The organism is Allobosea sp., assembly GCF_035944895.1.
Lineage (GTDB): Bacteria > Pseudomonadota > Alphaproteobacteria > Rhizobiales > Beijerinckiaceae > Allobosea.
The window spans coordinates 1150339-1171465 of sequence record NZ_DASZAT010000010.1 but is presented as its reverse complement, the minus strand read 5'-3'; the positions used below and the strand labels follow the sequence as shown (position 1 = coordinate 1171465).

The following is a 21127-nucleotide window of genomic DNA, read 5'->3' as shown; positions in this document are numbered from 1 at the left end:
AACGATAGAAAAACCGCAGGGGAGGCCATGATGACGGTTACGCTTGCCGCACGCAGGATGATGTTCGCCTCGGCTCTCGCATGGAGCGGGCTCGTGGCGGCGCAACCCGCCGTTCGCGCTCAGTCGAACACCCCGGTCAAGATCGGCGTGCTGACCGACCAATCGGGTGCCGCAGCCGATTTCTCGGGTCGTGGAACGGTGCTGGCCGCCCGTATGGCCGTCGAGGACTTCGGCGGAAAAGTTTTGGGCAGGCCGATTGAATTGCTCGACGGCGACCATCTCAGCAAGCCGGATCTCGGCGTCGCCCTGGCGCGGCGCTGGTATGACGAGGGTGTCGAAGCAATTTTCGACGTCGGCCTGACCAGCATCGCGATCGGTGTCCAACAGCTCGCGCGCGACAAGAACAAGGTCGTCGTCTATCTCAGCACCGGCAGTACCGACATCACCGGCAAGTATTGCTCGCCCAACGGCATCCACTGGACTTACGACACCTACAGCCAGGCCAATGGTGCCTTCCTCGCCTATGGCGGCTCGCCCAAGGACAGCTGGTACTTCCTCACCATGGACTATGCCTACGGCGCCAATCTGGAGCGGGACGTCACCAACCGCGTCGCGGCGACCGGCGGCAAGGTGCTCGGAACTTCGAAGCACTCCTTCGAGGCGACCGACTTCGCTTCCGACATCCTGCGGGCGCAGTCCTCAAAGGCGACGGTCGTCGGCCTGATGACGACGACCATGCATTCGGTCACGGTGATGAAACAGGTCGAGGAATTCGGACTGCGCGCCGGTGGGCAACGGGTCGCGGCCCCGGCCCTGACGTTCCACGACATCAAGGCGCTGGGTCTGCCGATCGCTCACGATCTGATGATCGTCGAGGCGTTCTATTGGGACCTGAATGAGGCGAGCCGTGCTTTCGCCAAGCGCTATCTGGAGAAGTTCGGCAGAATGCCGAACATGAACCAGGCCAGCGCCTATGGTGCCGTAACGCACTATCTCAAATCGGTCGAGGCAGCGGGTGCTGTCGAGCCGGGCAAGGTCCTGCCGAAAATGAAGGCAACGCCGATCAACGATTTCATGACCAAGGATGGCTCGATTCGCGCCGATGGCCGTGTCATCCGCGACATGTATCTCCTGCGAGCGAAAAAGCCGGCCGAATCGAAAGGCGAATGGGATCTGCTTGAGCTGGTCAAAACTTTGCCGGGGAGCGAGATCTTCAAAGCTCCTGACACCGAAGCCTGCAACCTGGTACGCTGAAGCTGACAAATCTCCCGCCGAATCTATGCGCCGGCGCAGAGCGGGCGCCTGGTGGCAGACGACTCTCCAGAGCAATTTCGCCATTCTCCGAGGTGTGGAATTGCTCCAGGCCTTTGCTTTATCGAATTTTCTTCACGCGAGCCGGTGCCCGCTTCGCTCGAATAGGCTCTGGGCTGCGCAGTCCGATCCGGCTGGCTCTATCCGAAGCCCAGACTTGGCCATCGTCGATGAAATTCGACGCGCCAGATCCGCTGGTGGCGATCGGTTGACGAAGATGCCGTTCGGGTCGATTGCGGCTCATCGGCTCAGCGAATGTGCCTGCCCTGCCACGAGGCGCTGACAGCTCGGCTGGCTGGAAACCAGCCACGTGCTCCTGCTGACGAGAGCCGAGCCCGAGGGCCGGATGCCGACATCTCCGGGGCACGTTATGACTCGCGGCGGGTCCGTACCCTCGCTCAAAAGAGCCAGATAGCGGCGCTAGCTGAACACGCGCCGCGCTTACGCCCTGTTACCTCCTCGGCAATGCCGAGTCGATCGAGATCGGCGAGGGCAGCATTGACTGTCGCCATGCTGAGGCCTGTCTGACCGACGAACTGCCCGGCGGTGAGGAAGGGATGTCGCTGCAAGAGCTCATGAACTCGCTGCAGTCTACGCAGTCTGACGAATGACGATCTCATAGCCGAGGTCGATCACTCTTTGCCGCGTGCCTATCCCGTCGATCTGTCGCAGCAATTGCTCGGCCGCGGCTTCTCCCATGGCACGCCGCGGAACTCGGACGGTCGTGATGGACGGCGACAGGATCGACGACAGCTCCAGGTCGTCGAAGCCCCCGATGGCTATCTGACTGGGCACTTTGATCCCTCGGCTCTGACATTCGAGAAGGGCGCCGATCGCCAGTACATCGCCGCCGCAGGCGATGCCGTCGACTTCCGGGAAGCGGTCGAGATAAGCACCTATCGCCTTGCCAGCTCCGGCATGGGTAAATTCGGTGGGGACATAGCGGATAGCGTCCTCGGCAAACCCGTTGGCGCGCAAGGCGGCTGCATAGCCGGCCCTCCGATCGGCATTGCGGTCATTCGGGGCGTAGTCGGTACAGAGATGCACGATGTTGCGACAGCCGCGTCTGACGAGGACCTCGGTCAGGTCGTACATCGCCTTGTAGTTCGAGTACCCGACGCAGACGCTGATGGGAGTCTCGGTGATGTTGAAGGTCTCGACCACCGGTAGGCCAATCCTCTGGATCAAGTCCCGGACCTCGGCCGAATGGGTGTAGCCCGTCAGGATCACGCCGGACGGCCGATAGGACATCAATGATTCCAGAAGGCGGAACTCACTGTCGGTCGAATAGCCGCTGCAGCCCAACAGGATTCGCATGCCGGCAGCCTCGGAGACCTTGGTGATGCCTTCGAAGCACTCGGTGTAAATCTCGGCTCTGAGATTGGGGATGATGACCACGATGAAGCCGGAGCGCTTCCCCGCGAGCGAGCCGGCGACCAGATTGGGCACATAGCCGAGTTCCTCGGTGACCGCCCGGATCTTCGCGAGCGTCGCCGGGGCAACCTTGGACGGCTCCCGCAGGGCTCGGGAGACAGTCATGAGGGAAACGCCGGCACGGGTCGCGATATCCGACATGCGCGCAAAGCCGGTCGATGTGGCGAGCTTCTTCGAAGATTTCATCCTTGATATCCGCTAGACCGTTATCGACATGATTGCGCTAACATTAGCACGCTGCTCTTCCACCCGGAAAAGGTGGCAGGATTTGAGATCGTTATCGGCACCGATCGGCGCTGCCGATAGACTCATTAGCTTCCAAACTCACGGTGCGAAAGGGTGGTCGGTCAAGCGATCGCCGTAATGCCGCAAAAATTTTTCGGAACTGGCTTGACGGGCATTATGTGAGCGCTATCATAAATTCAACCAAGACCGAGGGGAGTGATGAGCATGGCATTCTGGAACTCGATGCGGGCCGCAGTGGCGGCGGTGGGGCTCGCGGTCGCTTGCGCGGCGCCGGCGCCCGTGGCTGCACAGGATTCGACCTGGAATCGCGTGACACAGGGCGGAAAGCTGCGTGTCTCGGGCATCCCGAACGAAGCGCCCTACTATATCAAGGATCGCAAGACGGGCGAGTGGAGCGGCATCTTCATCGAGATGGGCCGTGACATGGCCAAGGGGCTCGGTGTCGAACTCGAAGTCGTCGAGACCGGATCCTGGGGGACGGCCGTGCTCGATCTGCAGTCGGGCAAGACGGACGTGCATTTCGGGCAGAACCCGAGCCCTGCCAAAGGCAAGGTGATGCACTTCTCGAATCCGGTGCATATCAACACCTTCAACACGATCTGCCGCAATGTCGAGAGCAAGACCTGGGCGGACTTGAACAAGCCGGAGGTCCGGATCGCTGTCGATGGCGGCTCGGCCCATGAGATGATCACCAAGCGCAACGCGCCCAAGGCTACGATCACCGTCTACAAGACCCGCGACGAGGTGATCCTTGCGGTGGTCTCGAACAAGGCGGACTGCATGGTCATGACGCCGTTGCTGGGGCTCGATGCGATCAAGAAGAATCCAGGCCTCGGCAAGATGTCCGTGCCGTCCCCGGTGGTCTTCACCGATTCCTGCGTGGCGACCGTGCCTCAGGCGGACAAGCGCATGATGGAATTCATCAATGTCTGGATCGCCTATCACCGCGGCATGGGCCAGGTCCGTACGTGGCTGACCGACGGGCTCGCCAATATCGGCATCGATGCGGCGAGTATTCCGCCCGAGGTTCAGTTTTAACGGCGAAGGGTTGTGATCGGCGGGCGCTGGATTCGCCCGCCGGCCCGGAGGAAGCGGAATGGCATATCAGTGGAACTTCCGTTTTCTGGCGGAGTATCAAGACCTGCTCTGGAAGGGCGTTGCGACGACGCTGAGCTATACGGCGATCTCGATCGTCCTGGCCTGCCTTCTCGGGATGGCGATCGCGATCTGCCGAATGACAAATCTGCGGATCGTCAACTACCCGATCATCGGGTTCATCGAAATCTTTCGTTGCACGCCTTTTCTCGTGCAATTGATCTGGTTTTACTACGCATTCCCGGTGCTGGTCGGCATCAGCATGGACGCCAAGACGGCGGCGATCATCGCTCTGACACTCTATGGCAGCGTCTTTTACGCGGAGGTCTTCCGCGCCGGCATCGGTTCGATCGACAAGGGGCAGTGGGATGCCGGCCGCGGTCTCGGCATGTCCGACGGCAAGCTGATGTGGCGGATCATCCTGCCGCAGGCGGCGCGGCGCATGATCCCACCGTTCGTCAACCAGTCGATCATGCAGTTGAAGAACACCTCCCTGGTCTCGACCCTGGCCATCGCCGAGATCGTCTATCAGGGCAGCCGGATCACGGCCGAGACCTATCGGCCGCTCGAGGTCTACACGGCGATCGCGGTGATCTATTTCGCGATGCTGTTCCCGCTGACCCTGCTCGCCCAGTTCGCAGAGGCGCGGCTCATCAGGAAGGGCGAGTGACATGACGACCTCCGCACCGATCGTCAGCCTCATCGGCATCCAGAAGCGCTTCGGCGAGCTGGAGGTCCTCAGGAACGTCGACCTGCATGTCGAGAAGGGCAGCGTCGTTGCGCTGCTTGGCTCGAGCGGGTCGGGAAAATCGACGCTGCTGCGCTGCATCAACCTGCTGGAGCGGCCCAATGGGGGGCAGGTCAAGATCGGGCGCCAGCAGATCGACTTCAGCGGCGACGGCGCTCGGGTCGCCAAGCGTGACATCCTGGCCCTGCGCCGGAATGTCGGCATCGTCTTCCAGAACTTCAATCTGTTCCCGCACATGACCGCCCTCGCCAATGTCATGGAGGGGCCGGTCTCTGTGCTCGGCGAATCCAGGCAGGAGGCGGCGGAGAAGGCGTTGGCGCTCTTGGCGCGGGTCGGGCTGCAGGACAAGCGCAACGAATATCCGGCGCGCCTGTCCGGAGGGCAGCGCCAGCGCGTCGCGATCGCTCGCGCCCTGGCGATGAATCCCGAGGTCATGCTTTGCGACGAGGTCACCTCGGCGCTCGACCCCGAACTGGTGGACGAGGTGCTGCAGGTCCTGCGTTCGCTGGCCGAGGAGGGGATGACCATGATCCTCGTCACCCATGAGATGCGCTTCGCGCAAGAGGTCGCGGACAAGGTCTGCTTCATGAGCGGCGGCCGCATCGTCGAGGAGGGGGCGCCCGACAAGGTCCTGCTGACGCCGGAGCACGAAAGAACCAAGGCCTTTCTGACCCGGTTTCACCGTTCGAACCTGCGCCCCGTTGCCTGACCACCTTTCACGCGCCCACGGGCGTCTCAGACAGAGCTTTAGAGGAAGATTTCGATGGCCGTATCCGAATTTCAGGGGCGCCGCTGCGTTGTGACGGGCGGGGCGAAGGGGCTCGGCCTCGCTGTCGCGGCGATGCTCGCGGCACAGGGCGCCAGGCTGGTCCTGTGCGACCGTGACGCCGATGCGCTCGACGCGGCGAAGGCTGAGCTGGTCAATTCCGGTGCCGATGTCGAAACTTTCGTCTGCGACGTCTCGAGCCCGGACGCCATCGCCGCCTTCGGCGAGAAGGCCGGCCGCAACGGTGCCGTCGACGTGCTGATCAACAATGCCGGCTTCTATGCCGGGCGGCCGGTCCGCGAGATCACCCTCAAGGACTGGGACGACACCTTCAACGTCAATTTGCGCAGCGTCTTTCTGATGAGCCGCGCCTTCATGGACGGCATGATCGAGCGCGGCTATGGCCGGATCGTCAATATCGCCTCCGTCGATGGCCATATCGCCAAGCCGACCAACTGCCACTACGCAGCCGCCAAGGCGGGCGTCGTCAGCCTGACCCGGTCATTCGCCCGGGAACTCGCGCCCAGTGGCGTCATCGTGAATGCCGTCAGCCCGGGGGCGATCGCGACGGATACGGCAAAGTCGCAGGGCTGGCTGGCGAAGCGCATCACCGAGATCCCGGTCGGCTACGCTGCCGAGGCGGATGACGTCGCGGGCATCGTCGTGTTCCTCGCTTCGGAACGCAACCGCTACATCGTCGGCGAAGTCGTCGTCGCCAATGGCGGGGTCGTCTCGGTCTAGCCGAGTCGGCTCGAAGGAGCCTTCACCCATAGCCGAAAATCGGAGCTCGCCCAGAAATGTTAGCGCTATCATCTTCGATGAAGGCCGCAGGTGGCGCCCGCGAATTCGAGGAAAGGCATGCGTCGATGACGATGGACAACAGTGCGCAGCAGGTCGGACGCGACGTTGCCAATAGCAGCGCACCCCGGCAGGCGGCCCCGCCGTCCAGGCTGATCCCGAACGATCCGGGTACGGAGCCGGATGCAGCGGCCGTCTTCCGGGACGGTATGCGCAAGGTCGCGAGCTCAGTCGGGATCGTCACCGCGTCCTTCGAGGGGGTGCGTCGCGGCCTGACCGCCACTGCGATCTGCTCGGTCTCTGCCGAGCCTCCCATGCTGGCGGTCTGCATCAACAAGTCGAGCTCGGCTCACGAGGTGATCAGCCGGGCGAGCTTCTTCGCGGTGAACATCCTCGATGCGAGCCAGATGCCGATCGCCGACGCCTTCGGCGGCCGGGCCGGCCCGGACCAGCGCTTCGCAACCGGCGAATGGCACCAGGGGGAAACCGGGGCTCCCGTGCTGCGCGGAGCCGTCGTGGCCTTCGAATGCGAGCTGACGACGATCGTCGATGCATCGAGCCACACGCTTTTCATGGGGCTCGTCCGAGCGGTGCACAGCTCCGCCGCGACCGACCCTCTTCTCTATCACGACCGCCGCTACCGGCATTGCAGCTGAACATCCGAGAGGACGTCATGATCGAACGCTTTGAAACCACCGGCCGCCTCAGCAAGGCTCTGAAGGCAGGCGGGTTCGTCTTCCTCTCCGGGCTGACGGCCAAGGACAAGTCCGGCGACGTACGCCAGCAGACGCTCGACATCCTGCAGCAGATCGACGGCTACCTGGCGCAGGCCGGCAGCGACAAGTCGCATCTCGTCAGCGTCAACATCTGGCTCACCGATATCTCCACCTTCGCCGAGATGAACGCCGCCTGGGAAAGCTGGGCCGACCCGGCCGCGTTGCCGGCGCGGGCGACGGTCGAGTCCGCGCTCGCCGGCAAGGGCGCGCTGGTCGAGATCCGGGCACAGGCGATCCTGGCGTGACCGGCCGCGTAACGAGACAGATCTTCAAGGATAGACCCATGCATCTCGGGCTCTTCAGCCTCATGCCGTACCGGGACACGAGCCAGCCCCTGGCTTCCGTCTTCCGCCAGACGGTCGACCAGGTCACGCTTGCCGAGGATATCGGCTTCGACATCGCCTGGTTCGCGGAGCATCACTTCTCGAACTATTGCCTTTGCCCCGCGCCGATCGGCATGGCGACCTATATGGCAGGCCGGACGAAGCGCATCCGGCTCGGCACCGGCGTGATCGTGGTCCCACTCTACCACCCGCTGCGCATGCTCGAGGATCTCTGCCTGCTCGACATCGTCAGTGACGGCCGTGCCGTGGTCGGTCTGGGCAGCGGCTACCAGCAGTACGAGTTCCACAAGCTCGGCGTCGATATCGCGCAGGGCCGCAACATCTTCCTCGAGACCCTCGACGTGTTCGAGCAGTTCATCGAGAACGGCCGCGTCGAATATTCTGGCAAGCACATCACCATCCCGGAGACGGCCTTCAGCCTCCGCTTCACCCAGAAGCGGCCGGACGTCTATGTCGCCGGCCTCGGCAACGACCCCGAGACGCAGCGCCGCATCGCCACGAAGGGTTATGTTCCGATCTTCACTGCGGGCTGGAACAAGCTGGAGGAGCTCCAGGCGTTCCGCGGTAAGGCGCTGGATGCCTATACGGCGGTCGGAGGACACGCCGAGGCGATGCCCTTCGCGATGCAGCAATACGTCTATGTGACGCGCGACCGGAAGGAGGCCCTCGAGGCAGCCGAGGCCGCGCGTTACATCCGCCGCGTGGCCGGCGCCATGCGCGCCAACTCGGCGCGGCTTGACGGCGTCATCCTGCAGGAGGAGCCGCAGCCTGGGGAACCGACGCTCGACGAGCTCGCCGATCGCCTGATCATCGGCGATCCGGAGACGGTGGCGGCACGCCTCGACAAGCAGTTCGAGACGCTGAAGCCGACCCATTGGAGCCTGTTCATGGCTCTGCCGGGCATCGCGCCGGCAAAGACCTTGCGCTCGATGGAGCTCTTCGGCTCCGAGGTGATGCCACACCTCCAGCGACACCTGACCCTGCGCTGAGCCAGGCGCCAGCCAAAACCCGCCGCGGTCATCGCGGCGGGCTCTTACGCGAAAGACGGCGCCGCTCAAGCCGCAAGCAATCAAGAGGGGAAGACCATGACGAACTCAGTCGCCGGCAAAGTCACGATCATCACAGGGGGCGGCTCGGGCATCGGCCGCGCCATGGTGCGCAACTTCGCCGGGGCCGGCGCTGTGCTGGCGATCCTCGACATACGCCAGGACCGGGCCGAAGAGGCCGCCGAGGAAGCCCGTGCGCTGGGCGCGCAGGCGATCGGCATCGTCGCCGACGGGGCCCGCGCCGCCGATGTCGATGCGGCGGTCAAGCAGGTCGTCGAGGCGTTCGGCCGCATCGACGTGCTCTGCAACAATGCCGGCATCACGGACCGCCAGCGCCCGCTGCTCGAAACGCCCCCGGAGATCTGGGAACGTGTCGTCGCCGTCAACCTCACCGGTCCCTATCTCATGTGCCGCGCGGCGATGCCGGTCATGCTGGCGCAGGGCAGGGGCGTGATCATCAACACGGCCTCGATCGCCGGATTTCTCGGCGGTCGCAGCGGCGCCGCCTATACAGCCTCGAAGCACGGCGTCATCGGGCTGACCCGCAGCATCGCCGCCGCCTATGGCAGCCAGGGCATCCGCTGCAATGCGATTTCGCCCGGTTCCGTCGCGACCGACATCTCGTCCGGCGAGTTCGGCGGCGAGGCGTCACCAGCCGCGATCGCCTTGCGCGACAAGGGGCTCGCGACCCGGCCCTCGCGTGCCACGCCCGACCAGATCAGCCCGGTGGCGCTGTTCCTGGCCTCGGAGGCGAGCGCCTACATCAACGGCCAGAACATCACGGCCGATGACGGTTGGACCGCCTACTGACGCAGCCAGGGGGCATCGGTCATGACCGTGAAGCGAATTCAGAACGTCTACTACCCTGTATCCGACATGGCCCGGGCCAGCGCATTCTATCGCGATGCCCTGGCGCTGATGCCCAAATTCGCCGATGGCGAGCGCTGGACGCAGTTCGATGTTGGCGGTGCGAACTTCGCCCTGAGCAGCCCGGACGAGTCGGCGGTCGAACAGGGGGCGGTCGCGGTCTTCGAGGCTGCGGATATCGCCGAGGCCGAGGCTGCGGTGGTTCGTTCCGGCGGCGCGATCCTGGCGCGGCGCGACATGGGTTCCCACGGCCGGGTCGTCACGGCGAGCGATCCCGACGGCAACGTCTTCCAGCTCTTCGGGCGCCCGCAATGACCGGCCCGGTTGTCGCGTCGCACGGGCCGCCTGGCTCCATGCCGCCGATCGACAGGGGCCCCGGGTGGGGAAGGGGGCGGCTGCGATGAGCGACACTCGTCGTGCTCCCGCATTGCGCAAGCTCTTTCCGGTCGGGAGAGCCCGGCACGCTGCGCACGTCAGTTGGGACGCCAACATGGCCTATGCGCGGCTCATCGTGGTGCCGATCGCATTTCTGGGGCTCTTCTTCGTCTGGCCTCTGCTGCGCGTCCTGTCGCGCAGCATCACCGAGCCGAGCCTCGGCCTGTCCAACTACGAACGGATCCTCTCGGGCGGGCCCTATCTGCGCGTGCTGCTCACCACACTGCAGACCGCCTTCTCGGTGACTGCGATTTGCCTGCTCATCGCCTATCCCTTCGCCGTCTATGTCGCGAGCCTGCGCCCGTCCCGGGCGAACCTGATGACCGGCCTGCTCCTGATCCCGCTTTGGACGAGCGTCGTGATCCGCAGCTATGCCTGGATGATCCTGTTCCAGAAGAACGGTGTCCTCAACGAAGCCCTGACCGGCCTGGGCTGGATCGACCGGCCGCTCCAGATCCTGCAGACGTCGATCGCCGTCCAGATCGGCATGGTCCATATCCTGCTGCCGTTCATGATGCTGCCGCTGATCAACAATCTGCGGTCGCTGGACAGGACATTGCTGCGTGCCGGCGAGGTCCTGGGCGCCGGTCCGGTCAAACTGTTCCTGCGCGTCTATCTGCCCCTGTCGATGCCCGGCATCGCTGCCGGGGTTTCGCTGGTCTTCATCACCGCGCTCGGCTTCTACGTCACACCCGCTCTGCTGGGCGGGGCGTCGAATACCATGCTTGCGGTGCTGATCGAACAGCAGGCCTCGACCTTCCTCGACTGGCCCCTGGCGTCCGCTCTCGCCTCGATGCTGCTGGGGGTGACGGCCGCGATCTATTTTACGGCCAACTGGTTCATCGGTCCCGGCAAGGAGCTGCGCCCATGAGCCTCATGAACGATGCGCCGCGCGGTGGCCGGAGCGGGCGCCTCCTGCTCGCGGCATATGCCGTACTGGTCGTCCTTTTCCTGATCCTGCCCATCCTCGTGGTGGTGCCGCTTTCGGCGAGCAGCGACGCCTATCTAAGGTTCCCGCCGGGCGGATGGGGCCTGCGCTGGTATCAGGCGGCCTTCAACGAGCCGCGCTGGTGGCGCGCGACCTGGAACAGCGTCCTGATCGGCGCGCCGGTCGCCGCGATCTCGGCGGTGGTCGGAACCTGCGCGGCATTGGCGATCGCGCGATCGCGCGCGGGCTGGACCCGCCCGGCAGCCGTGCTGGTCACCGCGCCGATGATGCTGCCGCATGTCATCCTGGCGATCGGTCTCTATCCGATCGTCGTCGACCTGCGGCTGACCGGGACCTTCTGGGCACCTATCCTCGGCCACTCCGTCGTCGGAATCCCGCTGGTCTTCGTCGCCGTCAGCGCCGCGCTGCGGAACTACGACTTCCAGCTCGAGCTCGCGGCCATGACATTGGGCGCCAATCAGTGGCGGGCGTTCAGCAAGGTCACGCTGCCGATGATCGCACCGTCCGCTGTCACCGGGGCCGTGCTCGCATTCGCCACCTCGTTCGACGAGCTGATGCTGTCGCTGTTCCTGACGGGACCGCGGACCGAGACGCTGCCGCGGCTGATCTGGGACCAGCTCGCCTACGCGCTCACTCCGACCGTCGCCGCCATCGCCACGCTCGTGCTCGCGCTGTCGCTGGCGATCCTCGTCCTCGTCTTCGTCCTTCACCGCTTCGCCGCCGCGAGCGAACCGTCCACGTCTGGGAGCCAGCCATGAGGGGTGCCGCACTAGAGTTTCGCGACGTCGCCAAGAGCTATGGCGAGCTGAGCGTACTGCAGCCGACCTCGCTGCATATCGAGCCCGGCGAGTTCTTCGCCTTGCTCGGTCCGAGCGGGTCGGGCAAATCCACCCTGCTCGGGACGGTCGCGGGGTTCGTGCCGCTGAGCAGCGGCTCGATCGTGCTCGATGGCCAGGCGATCAACAGCCGCCCGCCGCACAAGCGCAATATCGGGATGGTCTTCCAGAACTACTCCCTGTTCCCGTTCCGGACGGTCGCGCAAAACGTCGCCTTCCCCCTGGAAATGCGGGGCGCCTCGAAACAGGAGGCACAGGCGAAGGTCGAGGCTATGCTGGCGATGGTCCAGCTCGGCCATCTCGGTGACCGTCTGCCAAAGCAGCTCTCGGGCGGCCAGCAGCAGCGCGTCGCGCTTGCGCGCGCCGCCGTCTACGATCCGCCGCTTCTGCTCATGGATGAGCCGCTCGGGGCGCTCGACAAGAAGCTGCGCGAGGGCATGCAGGACGAGATCAAGGCCTTCCATCGGAAGGTCGGATCGACCGTTCTCTACGTCACGCACGATCAGGAAGAGGCCGCCGCGATGGCCGATCGCATGGCCATCATGAACCGCGGCCGGCTCGAACAGGTCGGCACCCCGCGCGAGCTTTACGACGAGCCCCGGAACGCCTTCGTCGCGAACTTCCTCGGCGAGGCGAACCTGTTCCGTCTTCGGGACGGTGCGTCCAGCGGCGCGCTCGTCGAAACGCAGAGTGGGCTGTCGCTGAAGACCGGGCACGTCGCTGCGCATCCGGGACCGTGCTTCGCCTGCGTTAGGCCGGAAAACATCCAGCTGTCGGAAGGCAGCGCGGCCTCCGACAACAGCTTCAGCGGCGGGATCGAGGACGCCGTGCACCTGGCGGGCGTCGTGAAATACCGCATCCGCCTTAATCCGAATTGTTCGGTGATCGTCAGGGCGGCCTCCGAGCGCGGTGCCAGGCTGCACGATCTGGGGGAGACCGTGAGCGTGACCTGGAAGGCCAAGGACACCCTGATCATTCCTGAGTAGCCGCCAGCAAGAGCGAGATCGTGGCGCACCCGCCACCGATCGACCTGCTCATGACTCGCCATCGACATGCAGCCGGGGGCGGGAGCGGCACATGGGCGCAAGGGAAGACCAGCCGCTTTACCGAACGGGAGAGAACCAATGACCATGACCTTGATGTCGCGGCGCGGAGTGCTAGGTGCCGGCCTCGGCGCCACGCTCGCCGGAACGATCGTCGCGCCGACAGTGCTGCGTGCCCAGACCCGCAGCCTCGTTATCGCCACGACCGGCGGCAAGACCGAGGAAGCGCTCAAGAAAGCAGTCTTCGAGCCTTACACGAAGAAGACCGGCATCGAGATCGTCACGACCTCGACCGTCTATGCCAAGGTCAAGTCGATGGTCGAGGCCAACGCGATCGAATGGGACGTCGTCAGCGCCGACGCCGCGATCGCCGCGAGCTTCGGCGCCCAGGGCCTGCTCGAGCGACTCGATTTCGGTGTGATCGACAAATCCGCGCTGATCCCCGGCGTGCCGCGCGACCACTACATCCCCTTCGACGTCGCCGCCGCGGTGATCGGCTGGAGCACCAAATCGATCAAGTCCGACGTGGCGCCGAAGACCTGGGCCGAGATGTGGGACCAGCAGAAGTTCAAGGGCCGCCGTGGCCTGTGGAAGCAGCCTTTCCAGACGCTTGAGATCGCGCTGATGGCCGATGGCGTCGACAAGGACAAGCTCTACCCACTTGACCTGGAGCGGGCGCTGCGCAGCCTCGATAAGCTCAAGCCCAATCTCTACTGGTGGAGCACCGGCGCCCAGTCGACCCAGATCCTGCTCGACGACGAGGTGCCGCTGGCGATGGGCTGGAACGGGCGCCTCTATGACCCGCGCGCCGAGGGGGGCTCGCTCGACTTCACACTGAACCAGTCGCTCTTCGTCGCCAACGCAATGCAGATCCTGAAGGGCGCCAAGAACAAGAAGGCTGCGATGGAGTTCATTGCCTTTGCGCTGCAGCCCGAACAGCAGGCAGCTTACGCGAAGCTGATCCCCTATGGCCCGGTGAACAAGAACGCACTGACCCTGCTTCCACCGGAGCGGCTGAAGGACGTTCCCTCGTCCGATATGAACATCAGCAAAGGCGTGTTCCAGGATTACGACTGGTGGGCCGAGAACGGCAGCAAGATCACGCCGCGCTTCAACCAGTGGCTTCTGTCTTGATATAGGAAAACTTCTCTTCCGGCCGCGTGAAGATTTTCGCGCGGCCGATTTCCTAGCGGTTACGCATCCGTCGCCGCAGGAAGTCGAGAAAAATCCTGACCTTGGGTGGTACCAGGGCGCCTGCTCTGTAGGCCGCGAAGATCGGCATGGCGTCCTCCGGTTCGTAAGCTTCGAGAAGTGGCCGCAGGCGCCCGGTCCGGATGTCGTCTGCCACGCGCAGATCGGTTACGCGGCCGATGCCGAGCCCTGAGACGACCGCCTCATAGTTTCCATGGCCGCCATTGACGACATAGTTGCCCTGGACCTTCAGCTTGAACGGCCGGCCATCGACGACAAAGCTCCACTCATTGCTCAACAGGCCCAGCCGGCTCATCAGAAGACAATTGTGATGCAAGAGATCCTGGGGCGTCTCTGGCGCCCCGTGGCGCTCAAGATAAGATGGCGCGGCACAGATGATCTGCCGGCTCGCGGCTACTTTCGTGATGATCGCGGCCGAGTCCTTCGGGGCGCCCCAGCGCAGACCAACATCATGATCGGCAAGGGCCGGATCCACGATATCATCCGACAGATCGAGATGAACCTTGATATTGGGATGAAGTGCCAGGAATTCGGGAAGCAGCGGGATCAAGCGGTGCAACCCGATCATGATCGGGCTCGTGATCCGCAAGGTGCCGCGCGGCTCGCCCCCGTATTCGCTGACGACGAGTTCGGCTTCGGCGATCTGCGCGAGGATGGTTTGCGCGCGCCGGTACAGGGTCTCTCCGGCTTCGGTGAGCGAAAGGCGACGAGTTGTCCGGTCAAGCAGTCGCACGCCGAGGCGGCGCTCCAGACCATCCACCCTGCGGCAGACAGCCGATCGGGTCACGTTCAGCATTTTTGCTGCGCCTGCGAAGCTGCCGCTGTCAACGACATGGGCAAAGACCTGAAGCTCGCTGCCGCTATTCATCTTCGACCGATCGTTGCGTTTCACTCAACAGTATGTGTCCACCAACGGTGGTTCCAAGCCAAGCCCCTGTGAGCATAGCCTGACCTCACGCCAAGAGCCGCGACGCAAGCACGACGGCCGGATGTCGGAGGAATCAGTGATTACGGATATCAGCGTCGGACAGGTGACGGGCTTGGCGCGCCGCCGATGATCAAGCTCGTGACTTTCCAGAAGCGCGTCGAGCAATTGACGCGCCCCGCGTTCGAGGAACGTTGGGAGACGATCCATGGTCCGATCGCAGCCGCCTTTCCGGGTCTGCGCGGCTATATGCTCGGCTTCTCGTTGGATGAGGGCGAGCCGCCGGCCGATGGTGTCGCGCAGCTGTGGTTCGACACGCGCGAAGCTTGCCAGGCTTCCTATGGTTCGGAGATCGGCCGCAATGGATCGAAGGATGCATCCGCCTGGCTGGCGCGGCGCGAGCATCTGCTGGCCAGCGAGCGCTGGCTGAAGCGGGCCGGTTCATTGTCGTCGACGCCGTTCAAGCTGCTGCTCTGTCTCAAGCGGGCGCCCCACCAGTCTCGCGCGGCCTTCCTTGAACGCCTCGCTGCGGTTGTGAAGCCCGGGCTCTGCGATCTCACGGGGGCGTCACAGGCGCGTCTCAGCCTCGACGAGGCCGGGCAGTTGTTGAACTCCAAAGTGGAGGGAGACCTGATGCTTGTGACAGGCGAGGCCCCTTACGACGCTCTGGTGGAACTCTGGTTCACCGAACGAAATGCGGCCGCACAAGGCCGCGATCGGCTGCGGGCCTGGAAGGACCAGGTTTTCGGCCGCGACGAAATCGCCCGGTGGGAGGACGCGCTGCTGCGCGAGCATGTGGTGGTGATGCCGCCTCCTCCCGCCTTCGGAGTTCAGGAAGGACAGATTTGATGCAGAAGAAGACCGCCCTCGTCATCGGCGCGACCGGCGTTTCCGGACGCGCGCTGATCGAGCATCTCGATCGGCAGCCCGACTGGAACGTGATCGGCGTATCGCGCAAGCCGCCGTATTTCCAGACGAAGGCTCGCTTCGTGCATGCCGACCTGATGGATCCGCAAAGCTGCAAGGACAATCTCGGCGGCTTGAGCGACGTCACGCATGTTTTCTATTGCGCCTATCTCGACAACAAGGTGATCGCTGAGACGCGCGCGCCGAACGCGAAGATGTTCGCGAATGTCCTGCCGGTGATCGAGGCGGCTGCGCCGAACCTGCAGCATGTCTGCCTGCTCCAGGGCACCAAGTATTACGGACAGTATCTCGGCCCGTTCAAAACCCCTGCGAAGGAAACGGACCCGCGGATCGACGTGCCGCATTTCTATTACGACCAGCAGGATCTGGCCGAACAGGCCAGCACCGGAAAGGGCTGGTCCTGGTCGGCAGCCCGGCCGCATGTGATCTGCGGCTTTGCGTTGGGCAACCCGCTCAACATCATCACCACGATCGCGACCTATGCGACGCTGCTGAAGGAGATGGGGCAGCCCTTCACCTTCCCTGGCAAGCCCGGCGCCTTCACCTCCGTCTATCAGGCCACGGATGCGGGGTTGCTCGCGCGGGCCATGGTCTGGATGTCGACCAATCCGGATTGTGCCAATCAAGCCTTCAACATCACCAATGGCGACTTCTTCCGCTACCAGAACCTGTGGCCGGTCTTCGCGCGCTTCTTTGGCCTCGAGGCGAGTGGTGTCGAAACCGTCGACATGCCGACCCGCATGGCTGGTGCCGACGTGCTCTGGGACAAGATCGTCGCGCGCGAAGGCCTGCAGCAGCACCCGCTCGCGCAGCTCGTGAACTGGAATTTCGCGAACTACGCCTTTTCAAACGACTGGGACGTGATGTCCGACACCACGAAATGCCGGCGCTACGGCTTCCTCGAGTTTCTCGACAGCGAGGAGATGTTCCTCGACCTCTTCCGCGATCTGCAGCGCAAGAAGATCGTCCCGTGAACGCAGGAGACACCCATGATCTGCCTGCCGGCAAGGACGGCGCCATGAGCGATCCGGCATCCCTTTACGATCCGGCGCTCCAAGCCGAGTTCGAGCGCAATGCATTCAACCCATGCGTCGGTCAGATCCTGCTCTCCGAAAGTGAGCGGGCACGCGTCTGGTACATGCGCCTGGAACCCGGCGAGCGCATTGGCTTCCACCGGCATGTCCTCGACTATTTCTGGACGGCGCTGAGCGCCGGGCAGGCCATATCCCATGTCAACGGCGGGGAGCCCAAAGCGTCATCCTACTATGCCGGCCAGACCAGCCACATGCGCTTCGGCGCAGGTGAGTTCATGGTCCACGACCTCCATAATATCGGCGACACTCCGCTCGTCTTCGTCACTGTCGAGCATCTCGAAAGCGCCAATCCGCCATTGCCGTTGCCCGCTGGTGTCACGCCGCGCGGCATTGCGGGCGCACAGGATCAGCCATGAACCAGATTTCTCTAGTGGCCGCGCGTGAGGCCTTTGCGCCGGGCATCTTTGCCGGCCGAAACTTTCTAGTGACCGGCGCTGGCCGAGGGATCGGAAAGCTCTTGGCCGAACGGCTGGCAGGGCTCGGCGCCCGCGTCGCCATTTGCGACTTGGTCGAGGAGCGCGCACGCGAAACGGCCAGGATCATCACCGAGGCCGATGGCGAGGCCGTGCCTCTGGTGGCCGATGTCTCGAAGGAGAACGAGGTTCGTGCGGCCGTGGATGCCGTGCTGTCCCGCTGGGGCAGGATCGATGTTCTCGTCAACATGGCCGGCAGCTATGGGGCGGCCTATCGCGTCACGCATGAGACGCCGGTCGACGAGTGGGATTCGGTCTTTGCCTCGAATGTGCGCGGCAGTTTCCTGTGCGCGAAGACGATCCTGCCGCACATGATAGAGGCTGGTGGCGGCCGGATCATCAACTTCGCCTCGAATGCCGGGCGCTCCGTCAGCCCGCTACTGGGCTGCTCCTACACCGCGGCCAAGACGGCGGTGATCGGCATGACCCGCCATCTTTCCCGCGAGTATGCCCGTCACGGCATTCTCGTGAACACGATCGCTCCCGGCCCGGTGGCGGGAGAGCGCGTCAGCGGTCTGCTGCGTAACGACGAGGAGGGGCAGGCTCTCAACGGCCAGATTCCGATCGGGCGCCTGGCCGAGCCTGCGGACATCGTCGATGTCGTCCTGTTCATGGCCTCGGACGCATCCCGATACATGACAGGCGCGATCCTCGACGTTTCCGGGGGCCTGATCCTCGCCTGAAAACCCGGATGACGGGGCAGCAAACAGAAGAACAAAACGGAGGGAAACATGAAGCTCACACGCAGATCATTCGTCGCGTCCGGCACTTTCGCGGCAACGACCTTCGCCATCATCCGTCCGGCGCAAGCAGCGACGCAGAAGCTGGCAACGAATATGCCTGCCGGGCATCCGATGATCACGCGGATCGAGGAAGCCGCCAAGAACATCAAGGCCGACACGAACGGCGAGATCGACATCCGCGTCTTCCCCAACAGTCAGCTCGGAGGCGATCTCGAAGTGCTCTCCCAGTTGCGGCAGGGAGCGATCCAGTTCTATCCGCTGGCCGGTGCGCAGCTGTCGAACCTGGCCCCGGCATCCTCGCTGAACGGCGTTGGCTTCGCTTTCAACAGCCTTGATGACGTCTGGAAAGCCATGGACGGCGATGTTGGCGGCCTTGTCAGGCAGGGTCTCGAGAAAACCGGCCTGCATGCCTTCGACAAGATGTTCGACAACGGCTTCCGCCAGATCACGAGCGGTTCGAAGCCGATCGAGAAACCGGCTGATCTTGCCGGCGTGCATATTCGTGTCCCACCCAGCCCGCTTTCGACCTCGCTGTTCAAGAGCTTTGGCGCCGCACCGCAATCGATCAGCTTCGGCGAAGTTTACACTGCCCTCCAGACCAAGCTCGTGGATGCGCAGGAAAATCCGTTGCCGCTCGTCGACAGCGGCAAATTCTACGAGGTTCAGAAGTTCGTCAGCCTGACCAACCACATGTGGGACGGGCTCTGGATGCTGGCGAATGGCCCGTTCTGGAAGCGCCAGCCGCAGCAGATCAAGGACGTGGTCACCAGGCGCTTCACCGAGGCGGCCATCGCGGAACGCGCCGATCTGGTCAAGCTCGATGAAAGCCTCCGCGCGAAGCTGGCCAGCGCGAGCATGAAGATCGTCGAGCCCAACCGCCAGGCTTTCCGCGAGGCGCTGGCTGCATCGACCTTCTACAAGGAATGGAAGGAGAAGTTCGGAGCCGAGGCTTGGGGCACGCTCGAGCGCTACACCGGCAAGCTGGGTTGAGACAATGGCTGCGACAGATCTCATAGCGGCCGATGCCGTCAGTCACGGCAGTGGCCACACGGGTCTCAGCCCATTGGACAGGCTGGAATCGGGCCTCGGCAGGCTTGTCGATATCGTCGCAGCCGCTCTCCTCCTCGTCGATATCGTCCTGCTCGGCTGGGCGGTAACGGCGCGCTATCTGCTCAATGTCCCAATCACCTGGATCGAGGAAGTCGCGATGCTCGTCTTCCTCTGGTTCGGTATGCTCGGCGTCGCCAGCGCACTGAGGCGCAAGATCCACCTGCGCCTCACCTTCGTCCTATCGAAGTTCGCGCCTGAGCGGCGGGCGGGGATCGAGCGCATCGCGCATGTCGTGCTGTTGGTCTTTCTCCTCAAGCTAGTCGTCCCGACGCTTCAGCTCGTCGAGCTAAATCATATCGTTACAACCCCAAACCTCTCCATTCCCGGCTCGGTTCCGGTTCTGGCAAGCCTGGTCAGCATCGTGCTGATGGCCGTGTTCCTGCTGATCCAGATGTGGCGCGCCTCTTCGGCCCGTGCCGTCCTCGCGCAAATCGTGATCGCCGTGGCCATAGCGATCAGCCTTGAACGGACGCCTCCGCTGCTGGCAGATCTCGGGAACCTCAATCTGCTGCTGTTCTTCGGTGTCGGCGTCATGGCCCTCATTGTCATCGGCGTGCCCATCGCCTTCGCGTTCGGGGCCGCGACGGTTGGCTATTTCACGCTCACCAGCGATCTACCGCTGACGGTAATCGTCGGGCGAATCAATGAAGGCATGTCGCATTTCATCCTTCTGACGATCCCGCTCTTCATCTTCCTGGGCATCCAGATTCAGTACACCGGCATGGCACGCGCCATGATCAATTTCGTGGCGGCGCTGATCGGCTCGGCGCGCGGCGGGCTGAGCTACGTCATGCTCTGCGCGATGTATCTGGTATCCGGCATTTCCGGCGCCAAGGCCGCCGACATGGCAGCGATCGGCCCGATTCTCGCGCCAGCCATGAAGGACCGCGGCGCGAAGGAGGGCGATATTGTTGCCTTGCTGGCCGTGTCAGCAGCGGCTGCGGAAACGATCCCGCCGAGCCTCGTTCTGATCATCATGGGCTCCGTGACCGGCATCTCGATCGCCGCCCTCTTCATAGGCGGTCTCGTGCCGGCCGTTGTCTGCATGCTAGCGCTGGCCGTCGCGGTTTGGCTTCGCTCCCGCAACGAGCGCCGGGGCGAGGAAAAGCGCGATCTCAAACTGATCGGGAAGACCTTCGTCATCGCCATGCCCGCCCTGGCCCTGCCGCTTATCATCCGAGCCGCCGTCCTCGAAGGCGTCGCGACGGCGACGGAGGTCGCGGTCATCGGCATCGCCTATGTGGCGGTCGTCGGAACCGTGATGATGCGGGGCTTCTCCCTGGCGCGCATGGGCGAGATTCTGGTGGAGACCGTCGCGCTGACCGGCACCATCATGATCATCATCGCGCTCGCAGGAGCCATGTCCTGGGCGCTGACGCAATCCGGCTTCGCCGACACGCTGGTCTCGCTGATGACGGGCCTACCCGGCGGCAAGTTGACGTTCCTCGCGGTCTCGATCGTCGCCTTCATCATCTTCGGGAGCATCCTTGAAGGCATACCCGCGATCGTCCTGTTCGGACCGCTTCTGGTACCCGTCGCCCAGTCGCTGGGTGTCCACCCGGTCCAGTATGCGATGGTGGTGCTGCTTTCGATGGGACTGGGCCTGTTTTCGCCGCCTTTCGGCTACGGCTACTACACGGCTTGCGCCATCGCAAAGGTTTCGCCCGATGACGCGATGTGGAACATGGTACCTTACCTTGTCGCCCTGCTCGTCGCGATCGTCCTTATTGCAGCGTTTCCCTGGTTGAGCATCGGCTTTCTTTGAGCCAGCAAGGGGGCAGGATATCCGCCGCCCCTTCACCGCCACAGCCGTGCCGCGTCATGGCTCCGTGACGCCCCAGCTCATGCAACAGAATACTCACGGCGTGGCGGTTAAGCGTGCGCATGTGGAGGCGGCGGCATCAGGCAACTGCTGGATTGGGCGCGCGCCCGTGCTCGTTGAAGCCGCG

At 63.8% G+C, this 21127-nt stretch carries 22 protein-coding genes; 20 read left to right on the top strand and 2 right to left on the bottom strand.

Annotated elements, in window-relative coordinates; all coding sequences use genetic code 11:
• The first annotated feature begins 93 nt into the window (after positions 1 to 93).
• On the top strand, positions 94 to 1254 hold the full coding sequence (locus VGV58_RS21240; RefSeq protein ID WP_326876005.1) for an ABC transporter substrate-binding protein: 1161 nt from the start codon (positions 94 to 96) through the stop codon (positions 1252 to 1254).
• A 648-nt stretch (positions 1255 to 1902) separates the two neighbouring features.
• Here VGV58_RS21240 and VGV58_RS21235 read toward each other — a convergent pair.
• Positions 1903 to 2931, bottom strand: coding sequence for a LacI family DNA-binding transcriptional regulator (locus tag VGV58_RS21235; protein ID WP_326876004.1), 1029 nt, complete (start codon positions 2929 to 2931; stop codon positions 1903 to 1905).
• 258 nt (positions 2932 to 3189) lie between these two features.
• Between VGV58_RS21235 and VGV58_RS21230 the strand changes: the two genes are divergently transcribed.
• From VGV58_RS21230 to VGV58_RS21170, 13 genes are all read left to right on the top strand, one after another.
• On the top strand, positions 3190 to 4029 hold the full coding sequence (locus VGV58_RS21230) for a transporter substrate-binding domain-containing protein (protein ID WP_326876003.1): 840 nt from the start codon (positions 3190 to 3192) through the stop codon (positions 4027 to 4029).
• A gap of 58 nt (positions 4030 to 4087) precedes the next feature.
• On the top strand, positions 4088 to 4756 hold the full coding sequence (locus VGV58_RS21225; RefSeq protein WP_326876002.1) for an amino acid ABC transporter permease: 669 nt from the start codon (positions 4088 to 4090) through the stop codon (positions 4754 to 4756).
• 1 nt (position 4757) lies between these two features.
• Complete coding sequence (locus VGV58_RS21220) at positions 4758 to 5543, top strand: amino acid ABC transporter ATP-binding protein (protein ID WP_326876001.1); 786 nt, start codon at positions 4758 to 4760, stop codon at positions 5541 to 5543.
• Between the two features lie 54 nt (positions 5544 to 5597).
• Positions 5598 to 6341 (top strand): SDR family NAD(P)-dependent oxidoreductase, encoded by a 744-nt coding sequence (locus tag VGV58_RS21215; protein ID WP_326876000.1) that lies wholly within the window; start codon positions 5598 to 5600, stop codon positions 6339 to 6341.
• A 125-nt stretch (positions 6342 to 6466) separates the two neighbouring features.
• Positions 6467 to 7054, top strand: a complete 588-nt coding sequence (locus VGV58_RS21210; RefSeq protein WP_326875999.1) for a flavin reductase family protein — start codon at positions 6467 to 6469, stop codon at positions 7052 to 7054.
• 17 nt (positions 7055 to 7071) lie between these two features.
• Positions 7072 to 7419: a RidA family protein gene (locus VGV58_RS21205; protein ID WP_326875998.1), complete on the top strand. Its 348-nt coding sequence runs from the start codon at positions 7072 to 7074 to the stop codon at positions 7417 to 7419.
• A 38-nt stretch (positions 7420 to 7457) separates the two neighbouring features.
• The gene (locus VGV58_RS21200; RefSeq protein ID WP_326875997.1) at positions 7458 to 8507 is read left to right on the top strand and encodes an LLM class flavin-dependent oxidoreductase; all 1050 of its coding nucleotides are present in this window, start codon (positions 7458 to 7460) and stop codon (positions 8505 to 8507) included.
• Between the two features lie 96 nt (positions 8508 to 8603).
• Positions 8604 to 9374, top strand: coding sequence for an SDR family NAD(P)-dependent oxidoreductase (locus VGV58_RS21195; protein ID WP_326875996.1), 771 nt, complete (start codon positions 8604 to 8606; stop codon positions 9372 to 9374).
• Between the two features lie 21 nt (positions 9375 to 9395).
• The gene (locus VGV58_RS21190; RefSeq protein ID WP_326875995.1) at positions 9396 to 9746 is read left to right on the top strand and encodes a VOC family protein; all 351 of its coding nucleotides are present in this window, start codon (positions 9396 to 9398) and stop codon (positions 9744 to 9746) included.
• 85 nt (positions 9747 to 9831) lie between these two features.
• Positions 9832 to 10737, top strand: coding sequence for an ABC transporter permease (locus VGV58_RS21185; RefSeq protein WP_326875994.1), 906 nt, complete (start codon positions 9832 to 9834; stop codon positions 10735 to 10737).
• Entirely contained in the window at positions 10734 to 11573 is an 840-nt protein-coding gene (locus VGV58_RS21180; RefSeq protein WP_326875993.1) for an ABC transporter permease, read from the top strand. The genes VGV58_RS21185 and VGV58_RS21180 overlap by 4 nt, the downstream gene beginning before the upstream one ends.
• A complete protein-coding gene (locus VGV58_RS21175) occupies positions 11570 to 12637 on the top strand; it encodes an ABC transporter ATP-binding protein (RefSeq protein ID WP_326875992.1) in 1068 nt (355 codons plus the stop codon). Before VGV58_RS21180 ends, VGV58_RS21175 begins: the two co-directional genes overlap by 4 nt.
• A 138-nt stretch (positions 12638 to 12775) precedes the next feature.
• On the top strand, positions 12776 to 13828 hold the full coding sequence (locus VGV58_RS21170; RefSeq protein ID WP_326875991.1) for an ABC transporter substrate-binding protein: 1053 nt from the start codon (positions 12776 to 12778) through the stop codon (positions 13826 to 13828).
• A 52-nt stretch (positions 13829 to 13880) separates the two neighbouring features.
• Here VGV58_RS21170 and VGV58_RS21165 read toward each other — a convergent pair whose 3' ends face one another.
• The gene (locus tag VGV58_RS21165; RefSeq protein WP_326875990.1) at positions 13881 to 14798 is read right to left on the bottom strand and encodes a LysR family transcriptional regulator; all 918 of its coding nucleotides are present in this window, start codon (positions 14796 to 14798) and stop codon (positions 13881 to 13883) included.
• Positions 14799 to 14960: 162 nt separating this feature from the next.
• Between VGV58_RS21165 and VGV58_RS21160 the strand changes: the two genes are divergently transcribed.
• The 6 genes from VGV58_RS21160 to VGV58_RS21135 are packed head-to-tail and all read left to right on the top strand — an operon-like array spanning position 14961 to position 20943.
• Positions 14961 to 15680: an EthD family reductase gene (locus VGV58_RS21160; RefSeq protein WP_326875989.1), complete on the top strand. Its 720-nt coding sequence runs from the start codon at positions 14961 to 14963 to the stop codon at positions 15678 to 15680.
• Positions 15680 to 16732, top strand: coding sequence for an SDR family oxidoreductase (locus VGV58_RS21155; protein ID WP_326875988.1), 1053 nt, complete (start codon positions 15680 to 15682; stop codon positions 16730 to 16732). Before VGV58_RS21160 ends, VGV58_RS21155 begins: the two co-directional genes overlap by 1 nt.
• A 44-nt stretch (positions 16733 to 16776) precedes the next feature.
• The gene (locus tag VGV58_RS21150) at positions 16777 to 17208 is read left to right on the top strand and encodes a cupin domain-containing protein (RefSeq protein ID WP_326875987.1); all 432 of its coding nucleotides are present in this window, start codon (positions 16777 to 16779) and stop codon (positions 17206 to 17208) included.
• The gene (locus VGV58_RS21145; RefSeq protein WP_326875986.1) at positions 17205 to 18008 is read left to right on the top strand and encodes an SDR family NAD(P)-dependent oxidoreductase; all 804 of its coding nucleotides are present in this window, start codon (positions 17205 to 17207) and stop codon (positions 18006 to 18008) included. Before VGV58_RS21150 ends, VGV58_RS21145 begins: the two co-directional genes overlap by 4 nt.
• A 48-nt stretch (positions 18009 to 18056) precedes the next feature.
• Positions 18057 to 19058, top strand: coding sequence for a TRAP transporter substrate-binding protein (locus VGV58_RS21140; protein ID WP_326875985.1), 1002 nt, complete (start codon positions 18057 to 18059; stop codon positions 19056 to 19058).
• Between the two features lie 4 nt (positions 19059 to 19062).
• On the top strand, positions 19063 to 20943 hold the full coding sequence (locus VGV58_RS21135) for a TRAP transporter large permease (RefSeq protein ID WP_326875984.1): 1881 nt from the start codon (positions 19063 to 19065) through the stop codon (positions 20941 to 20943).
• Positions 20944 to 21127 lie beyond the last annotated feature (184 nt).